Here is a 20,658-nt window from a genome sequence, read left to right as displayed (position 1 = left end):
GCTCACACCGGCCCCGCCACCGAGGCCACCGTCTTGCCCAGGGACACACCCGAGCCGTCGCGGCGCGGGTCCATCTCCGGGAGATCGGCCGGGGTGCCGTTCTTCTGGGCGGCTCGGGCCGGGACGGGCCCCGCCCAGGCGATGGACAGGCAGTCCTCGCCCCTGAGGAACCGCTGGCAGCGGACGCCGCCCGTGGCGCGGCCCTTGCGTGGGTACTGGTCGAAGGGGGTGAGCTTGGCCGTGGTCTGGACGGAGTCGTCGAGGGTGCCGCGGGAGCCCGCCACCGTGAAGACGACCGCGTCCGCCGCAGGGTCGACGGCCGTGAAGGAGATGACCTTCGCGCCCTCGGTGAGCTTGATGCCGGCCATACCACCGGCCGGGCGGCCCTGCGGGCGGACCTGGGAAGCCTGGTAGCGCAACAACTGGGCGTCGTCCGTGATGAAGACCAGGTCCTCCTCGCCGGTGCGCAGCTCGATGGCGCCGACGATCCGGTCACCCTCCTTGAGGGTGATGACCTCCAGCTCCTCCTTGTTGGTCGGGTAGTCGGGGACCACGCGCTTGACGACGCCCTGCTCGGTGCCGATGGCCAGCCCCGGCGACGACTCGTCGAGCGTCATCAGACAGATGACCGTCTCGCCGTCCTGGAGGGAGAGGAACTCCGCGAGCGGGGCGCCGCCCGACAGGTTGGGGGCCGCCGACGTGTCCGGCAGCTGCGGCAGATCGACCACGCTCAGGCGCAGCAGGCGGCCGGTGGAGGTCACCGCGCCCACCTCGCCCCGGGCCGTCGCCGGGACCGCGGAGACGATGACGTCGTGCTTGGCGCGCTTGCCGTCCTCGTCCGCCGCGAAGGGCTCACCATTGGCCGTACGGGCCACCAGACCCGTCGACGACAGCAGCACCCGGCACGGGTCGTCCGCCACCTGGAGCGGGACCGCGGCCACCTGGGTGCCCGAGGACTCCAGCAGGACCGTACGGCGCTCGGTGCCGAACTTCTTGGACACCGCGGCCAGTTCGCCGGAGACCATCTTGCGCAGCTCCGCGTCCGACTCCAGGATGCGGGTCAGCTCGGCGATCTCGGCGTTGAGCCGTTCCTTCTCGGACTCCAGCTCGATGCGGTCGAACCTGGTGAGGCGGCGCAGCGGGGTGTCGAGGATGTACTGCGTCTGGATGTCCGACAGGGAGAAGCGCTCGATCAGGCGTTCCTTGGCCTGCGCGGAGTTGTCGCTGGAGCGGATCAGCCGGATGACCTCGTCGATGTCCACCAGCGCGGTGAGCAGACCCTCGACCAGGTGAAGACGGTCGCGCTTCTTGCCGCGGCGGAACTCCGAACGGCGCCGCACGACCTCGAAGCGGTGGTCGAGGTAGACCTCCAGCAGCTCCTTGAGGCCCAGGGTGAGGGGCTGTCCGTCGACCAGGGCCACGTTGTTGATGCCGAAGGACTCCTCCATCGGCGTCAGTTTGTAGAGCTGCTCCAGGACCGCCTCCGGCACGAAGCCGTTCTTGATCTCGATGACCAGGCGCAGGCCGTGCGCGCGGTCGGTGAGGTCCTTGACGTCGGCGATGCCCTGCAGCTTCTTGGAGCCGACCAGGTCCTTGATCTTGGCGATCACCTTCTCCGGACCGACGGAGAACGGCAGTTCGGTGACGATCAGGCCCTTGCGGCGGGCCGTCACGTTGTCCACCGTCACCGTGGCGCGGATCTTGAAGGTACCGCGGCCCGTCGCGTACGCGTCCCTGATACCGGAGAGGCCGACGATCCGGCCGCCGGTGGGCAGGTCGGGGCCCGGGACGTGCTTCATCAGCGTGTCCAGGTCGGCGTTCGGATACCGGATGAGGTGGCGGGCCGCCGCGATGACCTCGCCCAGGTTGTGCGGCGGCATGTTGGTGGCCATACCGACGGCGATGCCGGACGCGCCGTTGACCAGCAGGTTCGGGAAGGCGGCGGGCAGCGCCACCGGCTCCTGCTCCTGGCCGTCGTAGTTCGGGGAGAAGTCGACCGTGTTCTCCTCGATCGACTCCGTCATCAGGCTCGTCGCGTCGGCCATCCGGCACTCGGTGTACCGCATGGCGGCCGGCGGGTCGTCGTTGCCCAGCGAGCCGAAGTTGCCGTGTCCGTCGATCAGGGGGACCCGCATGGAGAAGGGCTGGGCGAGGCGCACCAGGGCGTCGTAGATCGACGAGTCGCCGTGCGGGTGCAACTTACCCATGACCTCGCCGACGACACGGGCGCACTTCACATAGCCGCGGTCGGGGCGCAGGCCCATCTCGTTCATCTGGTAGACGATCCGGCGGTGCACCGGCTTCAGACCGTCACGGGCGTCCGGCAGGGCTCGGGAGTAGATGACCGAGTACGCGTACTCCAGGAAGGAGCCCTGCATCTCGTCGACGACGTCGATGTCGAGGATCCGCTCCTCGAACGCGTCGTCGGGCGGCGGGGTCTTCGTGCTGCGGCGGGCCATCGCTGCCGGCTCCTCTTTCTCTGGTCGCTCACCTACGGGGCGCGCTCACGTCTCCGGCTCACTCTCACCGAGAGCTGAACGGGATCTGACGCGCACCATTGTGGACTGCCGTACTGACAACCCCGACACGACCCGGCGCCGACCGCCGGGCACGGCCTCGCGAGCCGTCGCGTCAACAGCGTGCGCCGACTTTAACCAGTGACCGCCTGCGGCAACCCCCATCTCGCTCTCGGCGTACGACGCCCGGGAACTTCTCCGGGGGTCCGCGCGCTTGCATACAGTGGCAGGACCGGCAGGAAAACAGCGGTTTCCACGACGATTCCACGACGGATCCCGCGCACACAGCACAGCGATCGAAGGGACGTACCGCCCATGGGTCACACGGCCACAGCCGAGGCCGGCTCCGAAGGCCTGACAGTGAAGGAGCACCGCCTGGACAACGGCCTGCGCGTGGTGCTCTCCGAGGACCACCTGACCCCGGTCGCCGCGGTGTGCCTCTGGTACGACGTCGGTTCGCGCCACGAGGTCAAGGGCCGCACGGGCCTCGCCCACCTCTTCGAGCACCTGATGTTCCAGGGCTCGGGCCAGGTGAAGGACAACGGCCACTTCGAGCTGGTCCAGGGCGCGGGCGGTTCGCTGAACGGCACCACCAGCTGGGAGCGCACCAACTACTTCGAGACCATGCCCACCCACCAGCTGGAGCTCGCGCTGTGGCTGGAGGCCGACCGCATGGGCAGCCTGCTGCTCGCGCTCGACCAGAAGAACCTGGACAACCAGCGGGCCGTCGTCCAGAACGAGCGCCGGCAGCGGTACGACAACGTGCCGTACGGCACCGCCTTCGAGAAGATCTTCCGTCTGGCCTACCCGGAGGGCCACCCCTACCGGCACACGCCGATCGGCTCGATGGACGACCTGGAGGCGGCCAGCCTGGAGGACGCCCAGCAGTTCTTCAGGACGTACTACGCGCCCAACAACGCCGTCCTGTCGATCGTCGGCGACATCGACCCGGAGCAGACGCTCGCGTGGGTGGAGAAGTACTTCGGCTCGATCCCCTCGTACGACGGCAAGCCCGAGCCGCGCAGCGGCGCGCTGCCCGACGTCATGGGCGAGCAACTGCGCGAGGTGGTCGAGGAGAACGTCCCCGCGCGCGCGTTGATGGCCTCCTACCGGCTGCCGGAGGACGGCACGCGCGCGTGCGACGCGGCCGACCTGGCGCTCACGATCCTCGGCGGCGGCGAGTCGTCCCGCCTCTACAACCGGCTCGTACGGCGTGACCGTACGGCCGTGACGGCCGGGTTCGGCCTGCTGCGGCTGGCCGGCGCGCCCTCCGTGGCGTGGATGGACGTGAAGACCTCCGGTGACGTCGAGGTGCCCGTCATCGAGGCCGCCGTCGACGAGGAACTCGCCCGGTTCGCCGCGGAGGGCCCCACGGCGGAGGAGATGGAGCGCGCCCAGGCCCAGCTGGAGCGCGAGTGGCTGGACCGGCTCGGCACGGTCTCGGGCCGCGCCGACGAACTGTGCCGGTACGCGGTCCTGTTCGGCGACCCGAAGCTCGCCCTCACCGCCGTCGACCGTGTCCTCGAAGTGACGGCCGACGAGGTCCAGGAGATCGCCAAGGCGCGCCTCAGGCCCGACAACCGCGCAGTGCTCGTGTACGAGCCCGTCGCCGGCGAAGAGGGCGCCGAAGAGGAAGCCGCCGAGGCGGACGCCGTCGAAACCACCGACGAGAACGAGGAGTCGGCGAAGTGACCGAGCTCGCGACCATGGACTTCCACCCGCAGCCCCAGGCCGGCGACGCCAGGCCCTGGGCGTTCCCGGCACCCGAGCGCGGCACCCTGGACAACGGCCTGACCGTGCTCCACTGTCACCGCCCCGGCCAGCAGGTCGTCGCCGTCGAGGTCATCCTCGACGCGCCCCTGGACGCCGAGCCGACCGGCCTCGACGGCGTCGCCACCATCATGACCAGGGCGTTCTCCGAGGGCACCGACAAGCACACGGCCGAGGAGTTCGCCGCCGAGCTGGAGCGCTGCGGCGCCACCCTGGACTCGCACGCCGACCACCCCTGCGTACGCCTGTCCCTCGAAGTGCCCGTGTCACGGCTGGAGAAAGCCCTCGGGCTGCTCGCCGACGCGCTGCGGGCACCCGCGTTCGAGGACAGCGAGATCGAGCGGCTGGTGGCCAACCGGCTCGACGAGATCCCGCACGAGACCGCCAACCCGGGCCGCCGGGCCGCCAAGGAGCTCTACAGGCAGCTGTTCCCGGCCACGTCCCGCATGTCGCGGCCCCGCCAGGGCACCGAGGAGACCGTGGAGGGCATCGACTCCGCGGCCGTACGCGCCTTCTACGAGCGGCACGTACGCCCCGCGACAGCCACCGCCGTGGTGGTCGGCGACCTCACCGGGGTCGACCTCGACACGCTGCTCGGCGAGACCCTGGGCGCCTGGACCGGCTCCGCGGCCAAGCCGAGCACCGTGCCGTCGGTGAGCGCCGACGACACCGGGCGGGTGATCATCGTGGACCGCCCCGGCTCCGTACAGACCCAGTTGCTCATCGGCCGGGTGGGCGCCGACCGGCACGACCGTGTGTGGCCCGCCCAGGTGCTCGGCACCTACTGCCTCGGTGGCACCCTCACCTCCCGTCTGGACCGGGTCCTGCGCGAGGAGAAGGGCTACACCTACGGGGTGCGCGCGTTCGGCCAGGTGCTGCGTTCCGCGCCCGACGGCTCGGGCACGGCGATGCTCGCCATCAGCGGCTCCGTCGACACACCCAACACCGGTCCGGCGCTCGACGACCTGTGGACCGTGCTGCGCACGCTGGCCGCCGAGGGGTTGACCGACACCGAGCGTGACGTCGCCGTGCAGAACCTCGTCGGGGTCGCCCCCCTCAAGTTCGAGACCGCCGCGGCCGTGGCGAACACGCTGGCCGACCAGGTCGAGCAGCACCTGCCGGACGACTACCAGTCGACGCTTTACCGCCAACTCGCCGCCACCGGCACGGTGGAGGCCACCGCGGCCGTCGTGAGCGCCTTCCCGGTGGACCGTCTGGTGACCGTGCTCGTCGGGGACGCCGCGCAGATCGAGGAGCCGGTCAGGGCCCTCGGAATCGGTGAAGTCACCGTCGTACCGGCCGAGTAGGAACCGGACGAAAAGACGCGCGCCTGTGGGGCCCTGGTGACTGAAGAGTCACCAGGGCCCACGTTTGTCCGTATTGATGGCGGAGGTTGCGTGTCTGACCTGTGGCGTACTTAACAAATCCTGTGATCCGTTTGTTATTTCGAAGGCGGCCCACTTAGCGTCGGTCCGGCTGTTCGTCAGAAGTTCGCCGCAGCCGCGGCACCGGACAGTCATCGCCGAGTCCCCGCATGGCGCGAGCCAGGGGAGCCGGGGACCCACCGAAGTCCCTGGGGTGAATCGGGTGCCCTTCGCGAGCCACGCGAAACGAGGGGTGGCCGTAGGAGACCTTCCTGCTCCGAACCCGTCAGCTAACCCGGTAGGCGAGAGGGAAGGAAAGGACCACCCACTTCATGGCGTTCACCCGCGCCCCCGGGAAGCACCGCCGCCCCGGCCGTGTACAGCGCACGACCACGAGGAACGTGGGCGTCGCCGCTCTCACCACCACCGGTGTCATCGGCACCCTGGCCGCCCCCGCGCTCGCCGCGGAGGAGCCCGCAGTCGAGCAGACCGGCCTGAACCAGATCATCGTGCTCGGCGACACGGTCGCCGACCAGGTGGACGCCCAGGCCGCCGCCCAGCAGCAGGCCGCCGAGGTGGCCGCGGTCAAGAAGAAGGCACAGGAGGAGGCCAGGAAGGCCGCCGCCGAGAAGGCCGAGCAGGAACGTGCCGTCGCCAAGGAGCGCGAGGAGATCAAGGCCCGTGCCGCCCGTGCGGCCGAGCGCGAGCGCCTCAACACCTATGTCTCCCCCATCAGCGGCTCGTACATCTCCACCGGCTACAAGGCCGGCGGCGCCGTCTGGTCCTCCGGCAGCCACACCGGCGTCGACTTCCACGCCGCCACCGGCACGTCCGTCCTGGCGGTCGGCTCCGGCACCGTCGTGGAGGCGGGCTGGGGCGGCGCGTACGGCAACAACATCGTCATCAAGATGACCGACGGCACGTACACCCAGTACGGCCACCTGTCGTCCATCGGCGTCTCCGTCGGCCAGACGGTCACCCCCGGCCAGCAGATCGGCCTCTCCGGGGCGACCGGCAACGTCACCGGCCCGCATCTGCACTTCGAGGCCCGGACGACGGCCGAGTACGGCTCGGACATCGACCCTGTCGCCTACCTGCGCTCGCACGGCGTGAACGTCTGACGCAACTCGCGCGGCGCACTCCGGCGCGACGCTCCACGCTTCCCCGAAGGCCCCGGCTCACCGAGCCGGGGCTTTTCGCGTTGTGACGTACCTCCTGTCCAAAAAATATCCCTGGATTCCGGCCTGCCATCGGAAATTCCGGCCCGCTGCAATAGAGTCGCTGGAACACACGTCAACTATCGACGTTTCACGGGGATTAAGGCGGAGGTCGGTATGCGTATTCCGGCGCACTCGGTATGCACGGCGATCCGTGATGACATCGTCGCGGGTGTCTACGAGCGCGGCAGCCGTCTCACCGAGGAACTGCTCGCCCGCCGGTACGGCGTCAGCCGGGTCCCCGTGCGCGAGGCGCTGCGCACGCTGGAGGCCGAGGGCTTCGTGGTGACCCGCCGGCACGCGGGCGCGTGCGTCGCCGAGCCGACCGAACTGGAGGCCGCCGACCTGCTGGAGATGCGCATGCTGCTGGAGCCGCTGGGCGCCGCCCGCGCCGCCCAGCGCCGCACGGAGGCGCACCTCAAAGTGTTGCGCGGCCTGGTCAGGCTGGGCCAGGAGCGGGCCAGGAGGGGCACCAGCGAGGATCTGCGCTCCCTGGGCGGCTGGTTCCACGAGACGCTCGCACAGGCGTCCGGCAGCCCCGCCCTGACCTCGACGCTCGCCCAGCTGCGGCACAAGATCGCCTGGATGTACGCGGTCGAGGCACCCGCCAACCCCGTGGAGTCCTGGGCGGAGCACGGCGGCATCGTGGACGCCGTCGCGCGCGGCGACAGCGACCGGGCCCGGACGATCACGTCCCTGCACACCGAGCGCGCCACCGCCGTGCACCGGCTCCGATTTCCGGGCGGGGCCGGCGGGACGGAACGCCCGGAGCGTGTGAGGACTTCGCAACATTCCGTAAACACGCCGAGCCTGCGGCATTAACACGGGAGCCGTATACAAAGAAGGAAGAATTCCGCGGGGCATTTTTTCCGCTGCCCGCGGAACGAAAACGGGACGAAAAAGCGAAGGGCCCGCCCGATAAATCGGACGAGCCCTTCGGTGTGTGTGCGGGTGGCCTTTCAGGCCTTTTCCGTTTCGGCTACCCCACCTACCCGGTTACCCGGCTACCCGTCTGTTCAGACCGTCTCGGGGAGTTCTTCGAGCCCCTCGGCCACGAGCTTCGCCAGACGGTCGAGCGCGGCGTCCGAGCCCTCGGCGTCGGAGGTGAGCACGATCTCCTCGCCGCCCTGGGCGCCGAGGCCCAGGACCGCCAGCATGGAGGCCGCGTTGACGGGGTTCCCGTCGGCCTTGGCGATCGTCACGGGGATACCGGAGGCCGTGGTGGCCCGGACGAAGATGGATGCGGGTCGGGCGTGGAGGCCCTCGGCCCAGCCGACGTTGACGCGGCGCTCAGCCATGTGATGCTGCCCTTCAGGTGTCTCGGGTGATTCAGAGAGGTCTAGACCATGTTGTCTAGACCAGTTTCCCATATCGTGCGACGCACCGGAACGGGCCCACGGCCGGACCGCGAACCGGCTGTCGCGCGAGTGTCGCGCTTCCCCGGACGGCCCCGCGCCGTTGCCGTACGCGAGCCGTACTCTGGGGCCCATGCAGACCTCGTCGGACCGGCACGAGTATCCCGCCCACTGGGAGGCCGACGTGGTGCTGCGTGACGGCGGCACCGCACGCGTCAGGCCCATCACCGTCGATGACGCCGAGCGTCTTGTCAGCTTCTACGAGCAGGTCTCGGACGAGTCGAAGTACTACCGCTTCTTCGCGCCGTACCCTCGCCTGTCCGCCAAGGACGTCCACCGCTTCACGCACCACGACTTCGTGGACCGGGTGGGGCTCGCCGCCACCGTGGGCGGCGAGTTCATCGCCACCGTACGCTACGACCGCATCGGCGCCGACGGGATGGCCGCGTCCGCCCCCGCCGACGAGGCCGAGGTCGCCTTCCTCGTCCAGGACGCCCACCAGGGGCGCGGTGTCGCCTCCGCTCTTCTCGAACACATCGCCGCCGTCGCCCGTGAGCGCGGCATCAGACGCTTCGCCGCCGAGGTGCTCCCCGCCAACAACAAGATGATCAAGGTGTTCACCGACGCCGGGTACCAGCAGAAGCGCAGCTTCGAGGACGGCGTCGTCCGCCTGGAGTTCGACCTGGAGCCCACCGACCGCTCCCTCGCCGTGCAGCGCGCGCGGGAGCAGCGGGCCGAGGCCAGATCCGTCCAGCGGCTGCTCGCCCCCGGCTCGGTCGCCGTCATCGGCGCCGGGCGCACGCCGGGCGGAGTGGGCCGCAGCGTCCTCGCCAATCTGCTGGACGCGGGCTTCACCGGCCGGCTGTACGCGGTGAACAAGGCCCTCCGGGACGACGAGAAAGAACTCGGCGGGGTGCCGGCGCACCGCTCCGTCACCGACATCGAGGGGCCCGTCGACCTCGCGGTCGTCGCCGTCCCCGCCGGGCACGTCCCCGAGGTCGTCGCCGAGTGCGGTGAACACGGCGTGCAGGGGCTCGTGGTCGTCTCCGCCGGATACGCCGAGAGCGGCCCCGACGGGCGCGAGCGCCAGCGCGAACTGGTGCGCCAGGCGCGCACGTACGGCATGCGCATCATCGGGCCGAACGCCTTCGGGATCATCAACACCGCCCCCGGCGTACGGCTCAACGCCTCGCTGGCCCCCGAGGCACCGCGCTCCGGTCGCATCGGTCTCTTCGCCCAGTCCGGCGCCATCGGGATCGCGCTGCTGTCCCGGCTCCACCGGCGCGGGGGAGGGGTCACCGGCGTCACGGGCGTCTCCACCTTCGTGTCGTCCGGCAACCGCGCGGACGTCTCCGGCAACGACGTCCTCCAGTACTGGTACGACGACCCGGACACCGACGTCGTCCTCATGTATCTGGAGTCCATCGGCAACCCGCGCAAGTTCACCCGCCTCGCCCGGCGCACGGCGGCGGTCAAGCCGCTCGTGGTGGTGCAGGGGGCGCGCCACGGTTCCGCACCCCAGGGGCATGCCGTACGCGCCACCATGCTGCCCCACACCACCGTGTCCGCGCTGCTGCGGCAGGCCGGGGTGATCCGGGTCGACACGATCACGGAACTGGTCGACGCGGGGCTGCTGCTGGCCCGGCAGCCACTGCCGGCCGGGCCGCGGGTGGCGATCCTGGGGAACTCCGAGTCTTTGGGGATGCTCACGTACGACGCGTGTCTCTCCGAGGGGTTGCGGCCGCTGCCCCCGCTGGACCTGACGACCGGGGCCTCGGCGCGGGACTTCCACGCGGCGCTGTCGCGGGCGCTGGCCGACGACTCGTGCGACGCGGTGGTGGTCACGGCGATACCGGCGCTGGGGGAGGTGTCGCCGGGGGACGCGGCCCTGGCGGAGGCGCTGCGGTCGGCTGCCGCCGCGAATCCGTGCAAGCCGGTGCTTGTCGTGCACGTCGAGCTGGGTGGGCTGGCGGAGGCGCTGTCGGCGGCGGCGAGCACGGCACCGCAGGTCGGTGACAGGAGGGCGCCCGGCGTCGCGGGCGGTGTCCACCCTCCGCCACTCCCGGCTCCGCCGGAGCGGGGGGACCCCCATCGCCCAGCGGAACGACAGCCCACCGAGGGGGCGGCGAGAACAGAGGCGCCCACACAGGCGCCCACAGAGGTGCCGGTCGCCGACGGTGCGCCTCCCGAAGCGCAGGCGCCCTCCGACCCGGCCGGCTCCCGGCTCATCCCCGCCTACCCCGCCGCCGAGCGTGCCGTTCGCGCGCTCTCCGAAGCCGTGAACTACGCCCAGTGGCGACGGGAGGCTACCGAGCCGGGGCGGGTGCCCGCGTACGAGGACATCGACGAGAAGGGGACGGCCGAGCGGATCGACGCGCTGCTGGCCGGAGGTGAGGGGCTCACACTCGGCGCGGGGGACGCGGGCGCGCTGCTCGCGCGGTACGGCATCCGCCTGCGGCAGGCGCGGCCCGCCCCCACGCCCGAGGAGGCGGCGCGGGCGGCGGAGGCCATCGGATACCCCGTCGCGCTCAAGACGACCGCCCCACACCTGCGGCACCGGGCCGACCTGGGCGGCGTACGGCTCGACCTGGCGGACGAGGAGCAACTGCGGCGGGCGTACGCGGAGTTGACGGAGCTGTTCGGGAGGCCCGAGGAGCTGCGCCCGGTCGTACAGGGCATGGCCCCGCGCGGGGTCGACACGATCGTACGGACGGTGGTGGACCCCGCGGCCGGAGCCGTGCTCTCGTTCGGGCTCGCCGGGCCCGCCTCGCAGCTGCTCGGCGACATGGCGCACCGCCTCATTCCGGCCACCGAGCGCGACGCGGCCTCGCTGGTCCGGTCGATCCGGACGGCACCCCTCCTCTTCGGCTGGCGGGGTTCCGCCCCCGTCGACACGGACGCGCTGGAGGAGCTGCTGCTACGGGTCTCCCGGCTGGTCGACGACCACCCCGAGGTCGTCGCGGTCTCGCTGGAGCCGGTCGTCGTCGCCCCGCACGGCCTGAGCGTCCTCGGTGCCACGGTCCGGCTCGCCCGCCCGCCCCTCCGTGACGACCTCGGCCCGAGGACGCTTCCGGTGTACTGAGGGCTGTGTTTCCGGCGTGCCGGCGACGGCGCGCGGGCCTCTCGCGGACGGCGCACGGCACCGCGCATTGATCCGTCCACGACAGAACAGGGACGGCAGAGCGGTCCCTCGCAGTCAGTGCGCCACCGTAGGATGGACGTCATGGCCAAGACCAGTACGACGACCCAGGGGCTGCGTGCGGCGATCGAGCGCAGCGGCTACTACCCGGCCCTCGTGGCCGAGGCGGTGGAGGCCGCTGTCGGCGGCGAGGCCATCAAGTCGTACCTGGTCCACCAGGAGACGACGTTCGACGCGAACGAGGTCCGGCGGCACGTCACGGTCCTCGTCCTCACGGGCAACCGCTTCATCGTGAGCCATACCGACGAGCAGGCCGCGGACAGCACCTCGCCGACGCCGTACGCCACGACGTCGACCGAGTCGGTGAAGATCGGCCGGATCTCGTCGGTCGTGCTCAGCCGTGTCGTCGCCAACCCGGAGTCGTACACACCGGGCACCCTGCCCCGCGAGGTCGTCCTGACCATCGGCTGGGGCGCCGTCTCCCGCATCGACCTGGAGCCCGCCGCCTGCGGCGACCCCAACTGCGAGGCGGACCACGGGTACACGGGCAGCTCGACGGCGGACGACCTCAGCCTGCGGGTCAGCGAGGCCGGGGACGGCCCGGAGACCGTGCGCCAGGCCCTCGCCTTCGCGCAGTCCCTCTCCGAGGCGACCGCGGACCCCGCCCGCTGATGGCACTGCCCACCTGGGACGACCCGGAACCCCTCGCCGTCGGCACCGCCCCCGTCCCCGAGTACGGCGTCGGCTCGCTCGCCGACCTCCTGCCCACCCTCGCGGCGGGCATGGGTATCCCCGGGACGACCGCTTCCATACCGGAACTGACCGCGGCCGACCGGGCCTGCGTGTTCCTGGTCGACGGCCTGGGCTGGGAGCAGCTGAGGGCGCACCCGGACGAGGCGCCCTACATGACCGCGCTGCTGGCGTCCTCGCGCGGCGGCACCGGCCGCCCCCTCACCGCGGGCTACCCGGCGACCACCGCGACCTCCCTCGCCTCCGTGGGCACCGGCCTGCCCCCGGGCGCTCACGGACTGCCCGGCTACACGGTCCGCAACCCGGAGACCGGCGAGCTGATGAACCAGCTCCGCTGGCAGCCGTGGACATCACCGCGCGGGTGGCAGCCGTACCCCACGATCTTCCAGCTCGCCGACAAGGCGGGTGTGCACACCGCCCAGGTCACCTCCCCGGCCTTCCAGAACACCCCGCTCACCCAGATCGCGCTGAGCGGCGGCACCTTCCACGGGCGCCTCTCCGGCGAGGACCGTATGGATGTGGCCGCCGCGCAACTGGCCGCCGGGGACCGCGCGTTGATCTACACCTACTACTCCGAGCTGGACGGCGCGGGCCACCGCTTCGGTGTCGACTCGGACGCCTGGCGCGGTCAGCTCATGCACGTCGACCGGCTGGTCCAGCGCCTGGCGGAGCAACTGCCGCCGCGCACGGCCCTGTACGTGACAGCCGACCACGGCATGATCGACATCCCGTTCGACGAGCAGCACCGCATCGACTTCGACGAGGACTGGGAGCTGCGTGCCGGGGTCGCCCTGCTGGGCGGTGAGGGCCGCGCCCGCCATGTGTACGCCGTGCCGGGCGCCCAGTCGGACGTGCTGACCTGCTGGCGCGAGGTGCTGGGCGAACAGTTCTGGATCGCCTCGCGCGACGAGGCGATCGCGGCGGGCTGGTTCGGCCCGCACATCGACGAGCGCGTGTACGCCCGTATCGGTGACGTGGTCGCGGCCGCGCACGACGACGTCCTGATCATCGCCTCCGAGCGGGAGCCCAAGGAGTCGGCGATGGTCGGCAACCACGGCTCGATGACCCCCGTGGAACAACTGGTCCCCCTGCTCGAAGTACGCTCCTGAAGCCCTGCCCGTCCGTCCGTCCGTCTGCCCAGCCTCGCCGCCCGTCCTGCCGTCCTTATTCGCCCCCTCGCCCTCCCACGCCGAAAGGTGCTCAACTCACCATGCCCGAGCTGGTGTTCTTCTCCGGAACCATGGACTGCGGGAAGTCGACGCTTGCTCTACAGCGAATCTACAATCGGTCGGCAAGGGGTCTACAGGGTGTGATCTTTACGCGCGATGACCGGGCGGGGGAGGGGAAGCTGTCTTCGCGGCTTGGTCTGGTGACGGATGCTGTCGAGGCGGCGCCGGGGATGGATCTGTACGCCTATGTCGTGGGGCGTATGTCGCAGGGCGACAGGGTGGACTATCTGATTGTGGATGAGGCGCAGTTCCTGGCCTCTGAGCAGGTCGATCAGTTGGCGCGGGTCGTGGACGACCTGGGCCTCGACGTTTTCGCCTTCGGCATCACGACCGACTTTCGGGCCAGGCTCTTCCCGGGCTCGCAGCGGCTGATCGAGCTGGCGGACCGGATAGAGGCGCTCCAGGTGGAGGCGATGTGCTGGTGCGGGGCTCGCGCCACGCACAATGCCCGCACGGTTGGTGGCGAGATGGTGGTGGAAGGTGAGCAGGTCGTCGTCGGTGATGTGAACCGCCCTGCCGCTGAGGTCGGCTACGAGGTGCTGTGCCGACGTCACCACAGCCGCGGCATGACGAGCGCTTCCGCCCACGCCGGCGCACTCTCGCCGGACGTCCTGCCCATCGCCACTGCCTGAGTGTTGCCGGCCGAACAGGCCGTGGCTTCCGTCAACCTCCGCCGACTGGTCCGACGGGACGGTGCTGCCGGTCGACGTGGGCGCCGCGGAAGGGCGGCGAGCGCTGCCGACCGCGCTGATCCGCACCCCCTGAGCGGGCGCTGAAGGCGCAGCAGCCGCTGGACGAGACGGCTGCCCCGTCCGCCCACTTCGCCATCGGCAGCCGGCCGGCGGCTTCGTGCGTTCCCGAAGCGCGCTCGTCGAGATCGGCCATGGTGTTACACCTCGCCCTGTGGCTCAGTGGTCGTGACCGGGTGGGGCCCGGTGAGTGTCAAGAGGATGGCGGGCGGCCCCTGGACGGCGGTGCTCTGCATATGGTGCAGCACGCTGCGGATGCCGCCGAGCTCCTCACCGCCGCCCGCCCGGCCGGGGCCGCCGTGCACGGTGTGCGGGAGCGGCGAGCCGTGGCCGGTGGACACTCCCCGGCGTCGGTGCGGTCGAGGAGCAGCAGGCGACCGTGCCAGAGGCGGCCCCGAGCACGGCCTCGCGGGCGAAGCCGGGGTCGTGGGTGACGACCGAGCCGACGAGGCTGCCCTCTCCGCGCGCGGCCGGCGCGACCGCGTGGGCGGCGGTCCCGTCGTACGGCAGAAGGGTGCTGACAGGGCCGAACGCCTCGACCTTGTGCGGCTCGGCCCGGTCGGGGTCGTCGCAGCGCAGCCACGGAGTCGCGGCGGGTCGCTCCGGTGCGGGTGGACAGTGCGTGGACTCGTCCGTGTGCGCGGCCAGGTACTTGCCAGCACGGCTGCGGCGTCGACGGCTCGCTCCGAGGGCCGGGCCACCTCGGCGCCGGTAGTCGCGTCCAGCAGTGGACGCCCCTTGTCGGGTGCTTCATACCAGTCACCGGCGAGGTAGCTGTGCAGATTCGCGGCCACGGCGGGCCCACCTTTCGTGCTCTCAGCGGTCGACGGCTCTCAGCGGTCGATGCGTCGGAGATCACGCAGATAGCGCGCGCCGGCGTCCCGGTAGGTGCGTACGGCGTACTCCACCCAGGAGGGATCGACCGGTGTCCCGCGCAGTCGTACCGGGACGCCGAGCGCCATGGTCTTGGGCGGGACCTCGAAGTCCTCGGGGACCAGTGCGGCGGCACCGACCACCGCACCCTCGCGCACGGTGGCCCGGTTCAGGACGATGGAACCGGACCCGATCACGCAGCGGCGCTCCACGGTGCAGCCCTCCAGGTGGGCGTTGTGGCCGACCACGCACTCGGGTCCGATCACGGTCGGCCACTGCTCGGTCGTGTGCAGCACGGTTCCGTCCTGGATACTGGTACGGGCGCCGACCTCGATACGACCGCCGAGGTCTCCGCGCAGGACCGCTCCGGGCCAGACACTGGCCTCCGCGCCGATCGACACGCACCCGATCACGACGGCATCCGGGTGGACGAAGGCGCTGGGATCGATGTCCGGCTCGTCGGGCCCGAGGGCGTAGACCGGCATGGCTGCCACCTCGCTCGTCCTGGTCGGCCGACTCGCCGACGCGGCAACACTCTACTGATATTTTCCGTAACGACAAGATATTGTGTAACAAGGGGTGGGCGCCCCCTGAGGAGAGGCGTGGCTCCGGGACGTAATGCCGGAGCGCCCTGGATACGCTGATGACGTCGTGTCACGCGACGGCGCGATACATCGGATCGGCCGGCAGCAAGGGAAGTGAAGAACCATGGTGAATCGTGCGTCGCGCGGACCGGGCCGTGCCGACCGGGCCGCAGCGGGGAGCGCACGGCCGGTGGTCAGCCGGCGCCGGGAGGTCGGTGACGTCAGCGCGCGGTCGCTGCTGACGACCATGCTCGGCGAGTACGTACTGCCCAAGGGCACCTCGGTGTGGACCTCCGCCCTGGTGGACGCGCTGGCGATGTTCGGTGTCGAGGAGAAGTCGGCCCGCCAGTCGCTCGCCCGGACCGCGGCAGAGGGCTGGCTGGCCTCCGAGCGGATGGGACGCCGCGTGCGCTGGGCGCTCACCCCACCGGGGCGGCGGCTGCTGACCGAGGGCGCGCAGCGCATCTACGACTTCGGCAGCGGGGAGCGCCCCTGGGACGGCACCTGGCTGGTGGTCCTGGTCTCGGTGCCGGAGGCCAAGCGGGACCTGCGGCACCGGGTGCGCACGCGGCTCACCTGGGCCGGCTTCGGCTCCCCGGAGCCCGGTGTGTGGATCACGCCCCACGCCGACCGCGAGGCGGAGGCCCTTGGCGTGCTGAAGGAACTCGGTCTCGCCGACGACGCGATGTCCTTCACCGCCACGTACGGCGCGGTGGGCAGCGAGGCGGCCATGGTGGCCCGCGCCTGGGACCTCAGCGGGGTGGAGGACCGCTACGAGGCGTTCATCGACGAGTTCACCGGGCTGCGCCCCACCGACGGTGACGCCGTCCTGCACGCACAGACCATGCTGGTACACGAGTGGCGCCGCTTCCCCTTCCTCGATCCACGGCTTCCGTCGAAGCTGCTGCCCGCCAACTGGAGCGGCGCCAAGGCCGCCGACCTCTTCCACAGCAGGCACGCCGAGTGGACTCCGGTGGCGCTGCGGCGCTGGGAGGAGCTGGCCGAGGGGCACGGCGAGAGGTGAAATCGCGTGGGCGCACCGCAGCGCACCGAACCGCCCGGCTTACCGGGGTGGTGTGGTACGGGTCATGGCGCCCGGCCCCGCAAGGCCGGGCTCCGCGGGCGGCACCGATGACACCTGTCTGCTGACTCATCGTCATGTCCTTACACTCCGAGACCCGGGAAGACCTTGGCCGCGTTGCCGGACAGCACGGCACGCACGGTGTCCGCCGACAGGCCCAGCGCACGCAGCGCGGCGATGTTGCGGGAGGCGCCGGGCACCCCCGGCCAGTCAGTGCCGAAGATCCACCGGGTGGCCAGCCTCGCCAGGCCGAACCGGGCGTAGTACTCGGGAAGTTTCCGCGGAGGCAGTCCGGCGAGGTCCAGCCAGACGTTGGGCCTGGCCAGGGCGAGGAACGCCGCCGTGTCGTACCACCAGCCCCGCCCGCCGTGGGCGAAGACGAACTGCACGTCAGGAAAGTCCTCCACGGCGTCGAGCAGGAGCTGCGGATCACCGTACCGGGCACGGCCGCCCGGGAAGCTGGACGTGCCCGAGTGGACGACGACCGGGATGCCACGCTCGGCGCAGAGCGCGTACAGCGGGTAGAACTCCTTGTCGGCCGGGTCGAATCCGCCGTGCACGGGGTGCAGTTTGAGCGCGACCGCGCCCAGGTCCAGCTGGCGTTCGGCCTCCGCGACCAGCGGGTGGTGCAGGTGCGGGTTGACGTTTGCCACCAGGCGGAAGCGGACCGGGTTGTACGCCACGATCGGCAGTAGGTCCTCGATCGGCTGGATCCCGGTGGCGCGTGGGCTGTACTCGCAGAACAGCAGCGCTCGGTCCACGCCCTCGGACTCCAGCAGGGCGTCCAGCCGCTCGGGAACGGGGTCGCCCCGCTCGTCGTAGGCGTCGCGCCACGGGTGGTCGCCGGAGAACGTGTCCGCCCACTCGAACCAGGCCGGCTTGAGTGTGGACAGCCTCGGGGCGTGGACGTGCGCGTCGACCACCATCTCGCCGTCGATCACTGCGCCTCCTCGGGATGCGCCGATGGTCAGCCTCGCGGGTCGTACCCGGCGACGAGTTCGGTGTCCGCGCCGACCGGGCCGTGGCCGGCGGCGCCGCCCGGCAGGCCGATCGGCTCGTCGCGGCCCGGCAGGGACTCGGTGAAGAACCGCTTGTTGTCCGCGACGAAGTCCTTCAGCTCCGGCGCCACCCTGCGGTCCTGGGAGATCGCCTCGACCGGGCAGACCGGCTCACAGTTGCCACAGTCGATGCATTCCATCGGGTTGATGTAGAGCTTGCGGTCGCCTTCGTAGATGCAGTCGACGGGGCACTCCTCCATACAGGAGCGGTCCATGACGTCGATGCACGCCTCGGCTATCACGTAGGGCATGGGCTCTCTCGGTCCTCTTCGGTGCTACGCGACGGCGGGGGCCGCCGTGGATACGTCGGTGGAGTGGCCGGGGAACACCGGCTGCTCGGGGTCGATGTGGTGCGCGGCGTTGTTGACGGCGGTCGCCGCCTCCCCGAAGCCGACCGCGATCAGCCGCACCTTGCCGGGGTAGTCGTTGATGTCCCCGGCCGCGTAGACCCCCGGGAGAGAGGTCCGCATGGCCGAATCGACCGGGATGTGCCGCCGGTGGGCGATGTCGATGTCCCAGCCGAGCAGCGGGCCGAGGTTGGCGGTGAAGCCGAGGGCGGCGATGATCCTCCGGCAGGGCAGGCGGTGCGTCTGCCCGTCGCGCCGGGTGATCTCCACGGCCTCGATGTCCCCGCCGTCGCCGATGACCTTCGACAGCTCGGCTTCGGTGAGGATCTCCACGCCCGCGGCCCGTACGGCGGCCACGGTGGCCGGGTGCGCGCGGAAGGTGTCGCGGCGGTGGACCAGGGACACCGAGGCGGCCAGTGGGTGCAGGGTGAGTGCCCAGTCGAAGGCGCTGTCACCACCCCCGACGATCACCACGTCCCGGCCCGCGTAGTCGTCCGGCCTGCGCACGAAGTACGCCAGACCGGCTCCCTCGTACGCGGCGGCGGCCGGCAGAGGGCGGGGCGTGAAGGTGCCGATGCCGCCGGTGATGAGCACGGCCCGGGCCCGCACCCGCGCCCCTTGATGTGTGGTCACGGTGAAGGTGTCCGGCCCGCCACCGGCCCCGGGGATCCGCTCCATCGTCTCGGCCCGGTGGCCGAGCAGATGGCACGGGTCGTACGGTGCGGCCTGCTCCAGGAGCCGGTCCACGAGCTCACGTCCCCGCACCGCCGGGAATCCGGCGATGTCGAAGATCTGCTTCTCGGGGTACATGGCGTTGATCTGGCCACCGGGCTCGGGCAGCGAGTCCAACACGGTCACGGACAGACCGCGGAAACCGGCGTAGTAGGCGGCGAACAGGCCCGTGGGGCCGGCTCCCACGATGAGCAGATCCGTGCTGTGATCCGCTGGGCACGGGGACATGCACGTCCTCCTTGATGCAGGGGGAAGCAAGTGACTTGCCGAGTGGCAGGGAGAACGTCAGCTTGATGTCGGCGGCGACGAGGGCGCCTCCGCCCAGGAACCGTCGCGGACCATGGCGCGCAGCACGTTGCGGCGGATTTTGCCGGTGGGCGTACGGGGAAGCTCGGGCAGAGCGATCACCCCACGCGGGCGTTTGAAGGCGGCCAGGCCCTCCCGGCACCAGGCGACGAGGGCGTCCGGATCGACCTCATGCCCGGGCCTGGGCACCACGCAGGCGACCGGTTTGTCCAGGCCGTCCGCGTCCGGTACGCCGACCACGGCGACCTCGGCCACGTCCGGATGGGCGAGGAGGCGCTCCTCGACCTCGGCGGGCGCGACCCAGATGCCGCCCGCCTTGAGCAGGTCGTTGGTGCGGCCCATGCACGTGTAGGTGCCGTCGGCGTTGCGGATGTAGGTGTCTCCGGTGCGCACCCAGTCGCCGAGGAAGACCTGACGCGTGGTCTCGGCCCGGCACCAGTAGCCGGTGGCCGCGGACTCCCCGCGGACGTGGAGCTCGCCCGGTGTGCCGTCGCCCGCCACCACGCTGCCGTCGACGTCGCGCAGCTCCACCTTGTACCCGGGAACGGGTTCGCCGGAGGAGCCCGGGTGGACCCGGCCCGGCCGGTTGGAGATGAAGATGTGCAGCATCTCGGTGGACCCGATGCCGTCGAGCACCTCCACACCGAACCGTTCCAGCATCCCCTCGTACATCCGCGCGGGCAGCGCTTCTCCGGCCGAGACGCCCATCCGCACCGTCGCGAAGGCGCCTTCCGGGATGTCGGCGCTCGCGAGCAGCGGCCCGAAGAAGCTGGGAGTGCCGAACAGGACCGTGGCCCGGTCGCCGGCCGCCCGCTTCGCGAACAGCGCGGGAGACGGCCTGGAAGGTTCCAGCAGCGCCGTGGCGCCAGCCGCCAGCGGGAAGAACAGCGAGTTGCCGATGCCGTAGGCGAAGAAGAGTTTCGCGACCGACAGGCAGCGGTCCTCCGGTCCGATGCCCAGCACCCCGTGCCCGTAGTTCTCCGATACGAACTTGATGTCGACGTGGCGGTGCATGGCTGCCTTGGGCATGCCGGTGGTGCCCGACGTGTACAGCCACAGGGCGGGCGAGTCCGGCCAGGTCGGATACGGCCCGTCGTCCGTACCGGTGCCGTTGTCCAGCAGTTGCTGCCAGGTGTGGCCCTGGACGTGGCCGGGCAGTGCTGTGCTGTCTTCTCCGGTCAGGACGGTGTGCTCGACCTCCGGCGCCTGCTGGAGCGCCGCGCGTACGACCGGCGCGAACTCGGCGGAGCCCAGCACCACCCGGCAGCGCGCGTCGGCCACCAGCTTGCCCAGCTCCGGACCGGTGAGCATGGTCGACGCGGGGACGGCCACGGCGCCGATGTGGAAGGCGGCGAGGATGCCGGTGAAGAGCTCGATGTCGTCCACCATGCACAACAGGACGCGTTCCTCGGGGCGTACGCCGAGGGCCCGCAGCCCGGCGGCCACCCGGCGGACCTCCGCCGACAGTTGCTCGTAGGTCAGCGTCCGCGTGGGCGTGACGAGCGCCGTGCGGGCGCCGTTGCCCTCCCGCACGTGCCGGTCGACCAGGTAGTCCGCCGTGTTGAACGCCTCAGGCATCCGGCTCACC

The 20,658-nt window shown here is 71.1% G+C and carries 18 protein-coding genes and 1 riboswitch; of the genes, 9 read left to right on the top strand and 9 right to left on the bottom strand.

From position 1 onward, the window contains the following. Window positions 1-2 precede the first annotated feature (2 nt). Entirely contained in the window at window positions 3-2,459 is a 2,457-nt protein-coding gene (locus OG622_RS14265; RefSeq protein WP_371576343.1) for a DNA topoisomerase (ATP-hydrolyzing) subunit A, read from the bottom strand. A gap of 372 nt (window positions 2,460-2,831) precedes the next feature. Between OG622_RS14265 and OG622_RS14260 the strand changes: the two genes are divergently transcribed. The 4 genes from OG622_RS14260 to OG622_RS14245 all read left to right on the top strand — a co-directional run bounded on the left by OG622_RS14260 (window position 2,832) and on the right by OG622_RS14245 (window position 7,689). Then, on the top strand, window positions 2,832-4,208 hold the full coding sequence (locus OG622_RS14260; RefSeq protein ID WP_371576341.1) for a M16 family metallopeptidase: 1,377 nt from the start codon (window positions 2,832-2,834) through the stop codon (window positions 4,206-4,208). Further along, window positions 4,205-5,593, top strand: coding sequence for a M16 family metallopeptidase (locus OG622_RS14255; protein WP_371576339.1), 1,389 nt, complete (start codon window positions 4,205-4,207; stop codon window positions 5,591-5,593). The genes OG622_RS14260 and OG622_RS14255 overlap by 4 nt, the downstream gene beginning before the upstream one ends. Window positions 5,594-5,796: 203 nt before the next feature. Next, a riboswitch (cyclic di-AMP (ydaO/yuaA leader) is annotated at window positions 5,797-5,970 on the top strand. Between the two features lie 12 nt (window positions 5,971-5,982). Further along, window positions 5,983-6,771, top strand: coding sequence for a M23 family metallopeptidase (locus tag OG622_RS14250; RefSeq protein WP_371576338.1), 789 nt, complete (start codon window positions 5,983-5,985; stop codon window positions 6,769-6,771). A gap of 213 nt (window positions 6,772-6,984) precedes the next feature. Next, entirely contained in the window at window positions 6,985-7,689 is a 705-nt protein-coding gene (locus OG622_RS14245) for a GntR family transcriptional regulator (protein ID WP_371576336.1), read from the top strand. Window positions 7,690-7,883: 194 nt separating this feature from the next. Here the strand turns inward: OG622_RS14245 and OG622_RS14240 are convergent, their stop codons facing one another. Next, window positions 7,884-8,165, bottom strand: a complete 282-nt coding sequence (locus OG622_RS14240) for an HPr family phosphocarrier protein (protein WP_371576334.1) — start codon at window positions 8,163-8,165, stop codon at window positions 7,884-7,886. A 190-nt stretch (window positions 8,166-8,355) separates the two neighbouring features. Between OG622_RS14240 and OG622_RS14235 the strand changes: the two genes are divergently transcribed. From OG622_RS14235 to OG622_RS14220, 4 genes are all read left to right on the top strand, one after another. Continuing rightward, the gene (locus OG622_RS14235; protein WP_371576332.1) at window positions 8,356-11,304 is read left to right on the top strand and encodes a GNAT family N-acetyltransferase; all 2,949 of its coding nucleotides are present in this window, start codon (window positions 8,356-8,358) and stop codon (window positions 11,302-11,304) included. Between the two features lie 141 nt (window positions 11,305-11,445). Then, on the top strand, window positions 11,446-12,033 hold the full coding sequence (locus OG622_RS14230; protein WP_371576330.1) for a DUF5998 family protein: 588 nt from the start codon (window positions 11,446-11,448) through the stop codon (window positions 12,031-12,033). Next, the gene (locus tag OG622_RS14225) at window positions 12,033-13,220 is read left to right on the top strand and encodes an alkaline phosphatase family protein (RefSeq protein ID WP_371576328.1); all 1,188 of its coding nucleotides are present in this window, start codon (window positions 12,033-12,035) and stop codon (window positions 13,218-13,220) included. The genes OG622_RS14230 and OG622_RS14225 overlap by 1 nt, the downstream gene beginning before the upstream one ends. Before the next feature lie 101 nt (window positions 13,221-13,321). Beyond that, the gene (locus OG622_RS14220) at window positions 13,322-13,972 is read left to right on the top strand and encodes a thymidine kinase (RefSeq protein ID WP_371576326.1); all 651 of its coding nucleotides are present in this window, start codon (window positions 13,322-13,324) and stop codon (window positions 13,970-13,972) included. Between the two features lie 31 nt (window positions 13,973-14,003). Here OG622_RS14220 and OG622_RS14215 read toward each other — a convergent pair whose 3' ends face one another. From OG622_RS14215 to OG622_RS14205, 3 genes are all read right to left on the bottom strand, one after another. Beyond that, window positions 14,004-14,225: a hypothetical protein gene (locus OG622_RS14215; RefSeq protein WP_371576324.1), complete on the bottom strand. Its 222-nt coding sequence runs from the start codon at window positions 14,223-14,225 to the stop codon at window positions 14,004-14,006. Between the two features lie 4 nt (window positions 14,226-14,229). Then, on the bottom strand, window positions 14,230-14,430 hold the full coding sequence (locus tag OG622_RS14210; RefSeq protein ID WP_371576322.1) for a hypothetical protein: 201 nt from the start codon (window positions 14,428-14,430) through the stop codon (window positions 14,230-14,232). A 492-nt stretch (window positions 14,431-14,922) separates the two neighbouring features. Then, on the bottom strand, window positions 14,923-15,447 hold the full coding sequence (locus OG622_RS14205; protein ID WP_371576320.1) for a gamma carbonic anhydrase family protein: 525 nt from the start codon (window positions 15,445-15,447) through the stop codon (window positions 14,923-14,925). Between the two features lie 223 nt (window positions 15,448-15,670). On the opposite strand from OG622_RS14205, the gene OG622_RS14200 reads away from it, so the two are divergent. Further along, on the top strand, window positions 15,671-16,570 hold the full coding sequence (locus OG622_RS14200) for a PaaX family transcriptional regulator C-terminal domain-containing protein (protein WP_371576318.1): 900 nt from the start codon (window positions 15,671-15,673) through the stop codon (window positions 16,568-16,570). A gap of 140 nt (window positions 16,571-16,710) precedes the next feature. Here the strand turns inward: OG622_RS14200 and OG622_RS14195 are convergent, their stop codons facing one another. From OG622_RS14195 to OG622_RS14180, 4 genes are read right to left on the bottom strand one after another with little or no spacing between them, the layout of a single operon-like run. Further along, window positions 16,711-17,568, bottom strand: a complete 858-nt coding sequence (locus tag OG622_RS14195; protein WP_371576316.1) for an amidohydrolase family protein — start codon at window positions 17,566-17,568, stop codon at window positions 16,711-16,713. A 26-nt stretch (window positions 17,569-17,594) separates the two neighbouring features. Beyond that, a complete protein-coding gene (gene fdxA / locus OG622_RS14190) occupies window positions 17,595-17,936 on the bottom strand; it encodes a ferredoxin (RefSeq protein ID WP_371576315.1) in 342 nt (113 codons plus the stop codon). A 24-nt stretch (window positions 17,937-17,960) separates the two neighbouring features. Beyond that, entirely contained in the window at window positions 17,961-18,992 is a 1,032-nt protein-coding gene (locus OG622_RS14185; RefSeq protein WP_371576313.1) for an NAD(P)/FAD-dependent oxidoreductase, read from the bottom strand. 57 nt (window positions 18,993-19,049) lie between these two features. Next, on the bottom strand, window positions 19,050-20,648 hold the full coding sequence (locus OG622_RS14180; RefSeq protein WP_371576311.1) for a benzoate-CoA ligase family protein: 1,599 nt from the start codon (window positions 20,646-20,648) through the stop codon (window positions 19,050-19,052). Between the last annotated feature and the right edge of the window lie 10 nt (window positions 20,649-20,658).

The organism is Streptomyces sp. NBC_01314 (genome assembly GCF_041435215.1).
Lineage (GTDB): Bacteria > Actinomycetota > Actinomycetes > Streptomycetales > Streptomycetaceae > Streptomyces.
Note: the sequence above shows the minus strand (reverse complement) of the source record. Positions and strands in the feature narration are given on the sequence as shown.

Bases quoted from the DNA above. Each gene is read 5' to 3' on its own strand.
- OG622_RS14200 (WP_371576318.1), top strand. From the start codon at position 15,671: ATGGTGAATCGTGCGTCGCGCGGACCGGGCCGTGCCGACCGGGCCGCA.
- OG622_RS14260 (WP_371576341.1), top strand. From the start codon at position 2,832: ATGGGTCACACGGCCACAGCCGAGGCCGGCTCCGAAGGCCTGACAGTG.
- OG622_RS14235 (WP_371576332.1), top strand. From the start codon at position 8,356: ATGCAGACCTCGTCGGACCGGCACGAGTATCCCGCCCACTGGGAGGCC.
- fdxA (WP_371576315.1), bottom strand. From the start codon at position 17,936: ATGCCCTACGTGATAGCCGAGGCGTGCATCGACGTCATGGACCGCTCC.
- OG622_RS14250 (WP_371576338.1), top strand. From the start codon at position 5,983: ATGGCGTTCACCCGCGCCCCCGGGAAGCACCGCCGCCCCGGCCGTGTA.
- OG622_RS14215 (WP_371576324.1), bottom strand. From the start codon at position 14,225: ATGGCCGATCTCGACGAGCGCGCTTCGGGAACGCACGAAGCCGCCGGC.
- OG622_RS14230 (WP_371576330.1), top strand. From the start codon at position 11,446: ATGGCCAAGACCAGTACGACGACCCAGGGGCTGCGTGCGGCGATCGAG.
- OG622_RS14240 (WP_371576334.1), bottom strand. From the start codon at position 8,165: ATGGCTGAGCGCCGCGTCAACGTCGGCTGGGCCGAGGGCCTCCACGCC.
- OG622_RS14245 (WP_371576336.1), top strand. From the start codon at position 6,985: ATGCGTATTCCGGCGCACTCGGTATGCACGGCGATCCGTGATGACATC.
- OG622_RS14205 (WP_371576320.1), bottom strand. From the start codon at position 15,447: ATGCCGGTCTACGCCCTCGGGCCCGACGAGCCGGACATCGATCCCAGC.
- OG622_RS14265 (WP_371576343.1), bottom strand. From the start codon at position 2,459: ATGGCCCGCCGCAGCACGAAGACCCCGCCGCCCGACGACGCGTTCGAG.
- OG622_RS14225 (WP_371576328.1), top strand. From the start codon at position 12,033: ATGGCACTGCCCACCTGGGACGACCCGGAACCCCTCGCCGTCGGCACC.
- OG622_RS14220 (WP_371576326.1), top strand. From the start codon at position 13,322: ATGCCCGAGCTGGTGTTCTTCTCCGGAACCATGGACTGCGGGAAGTCG.
- OG622_RS14185 (WP_371576313.1), bottom strand. From the start codon at position 18,992: ATGTCCCCGTGCCCAGCGGATCACAGCACGGATCTGCTCATCGTGGGA.
- OG622_RS14180 (WP_371576311.1), bottom strand. From the start codon at position 20,648: ATGCCTGAGGCGTTCAACACGGCGGACTACCTGGTCGACCGGCACGTG.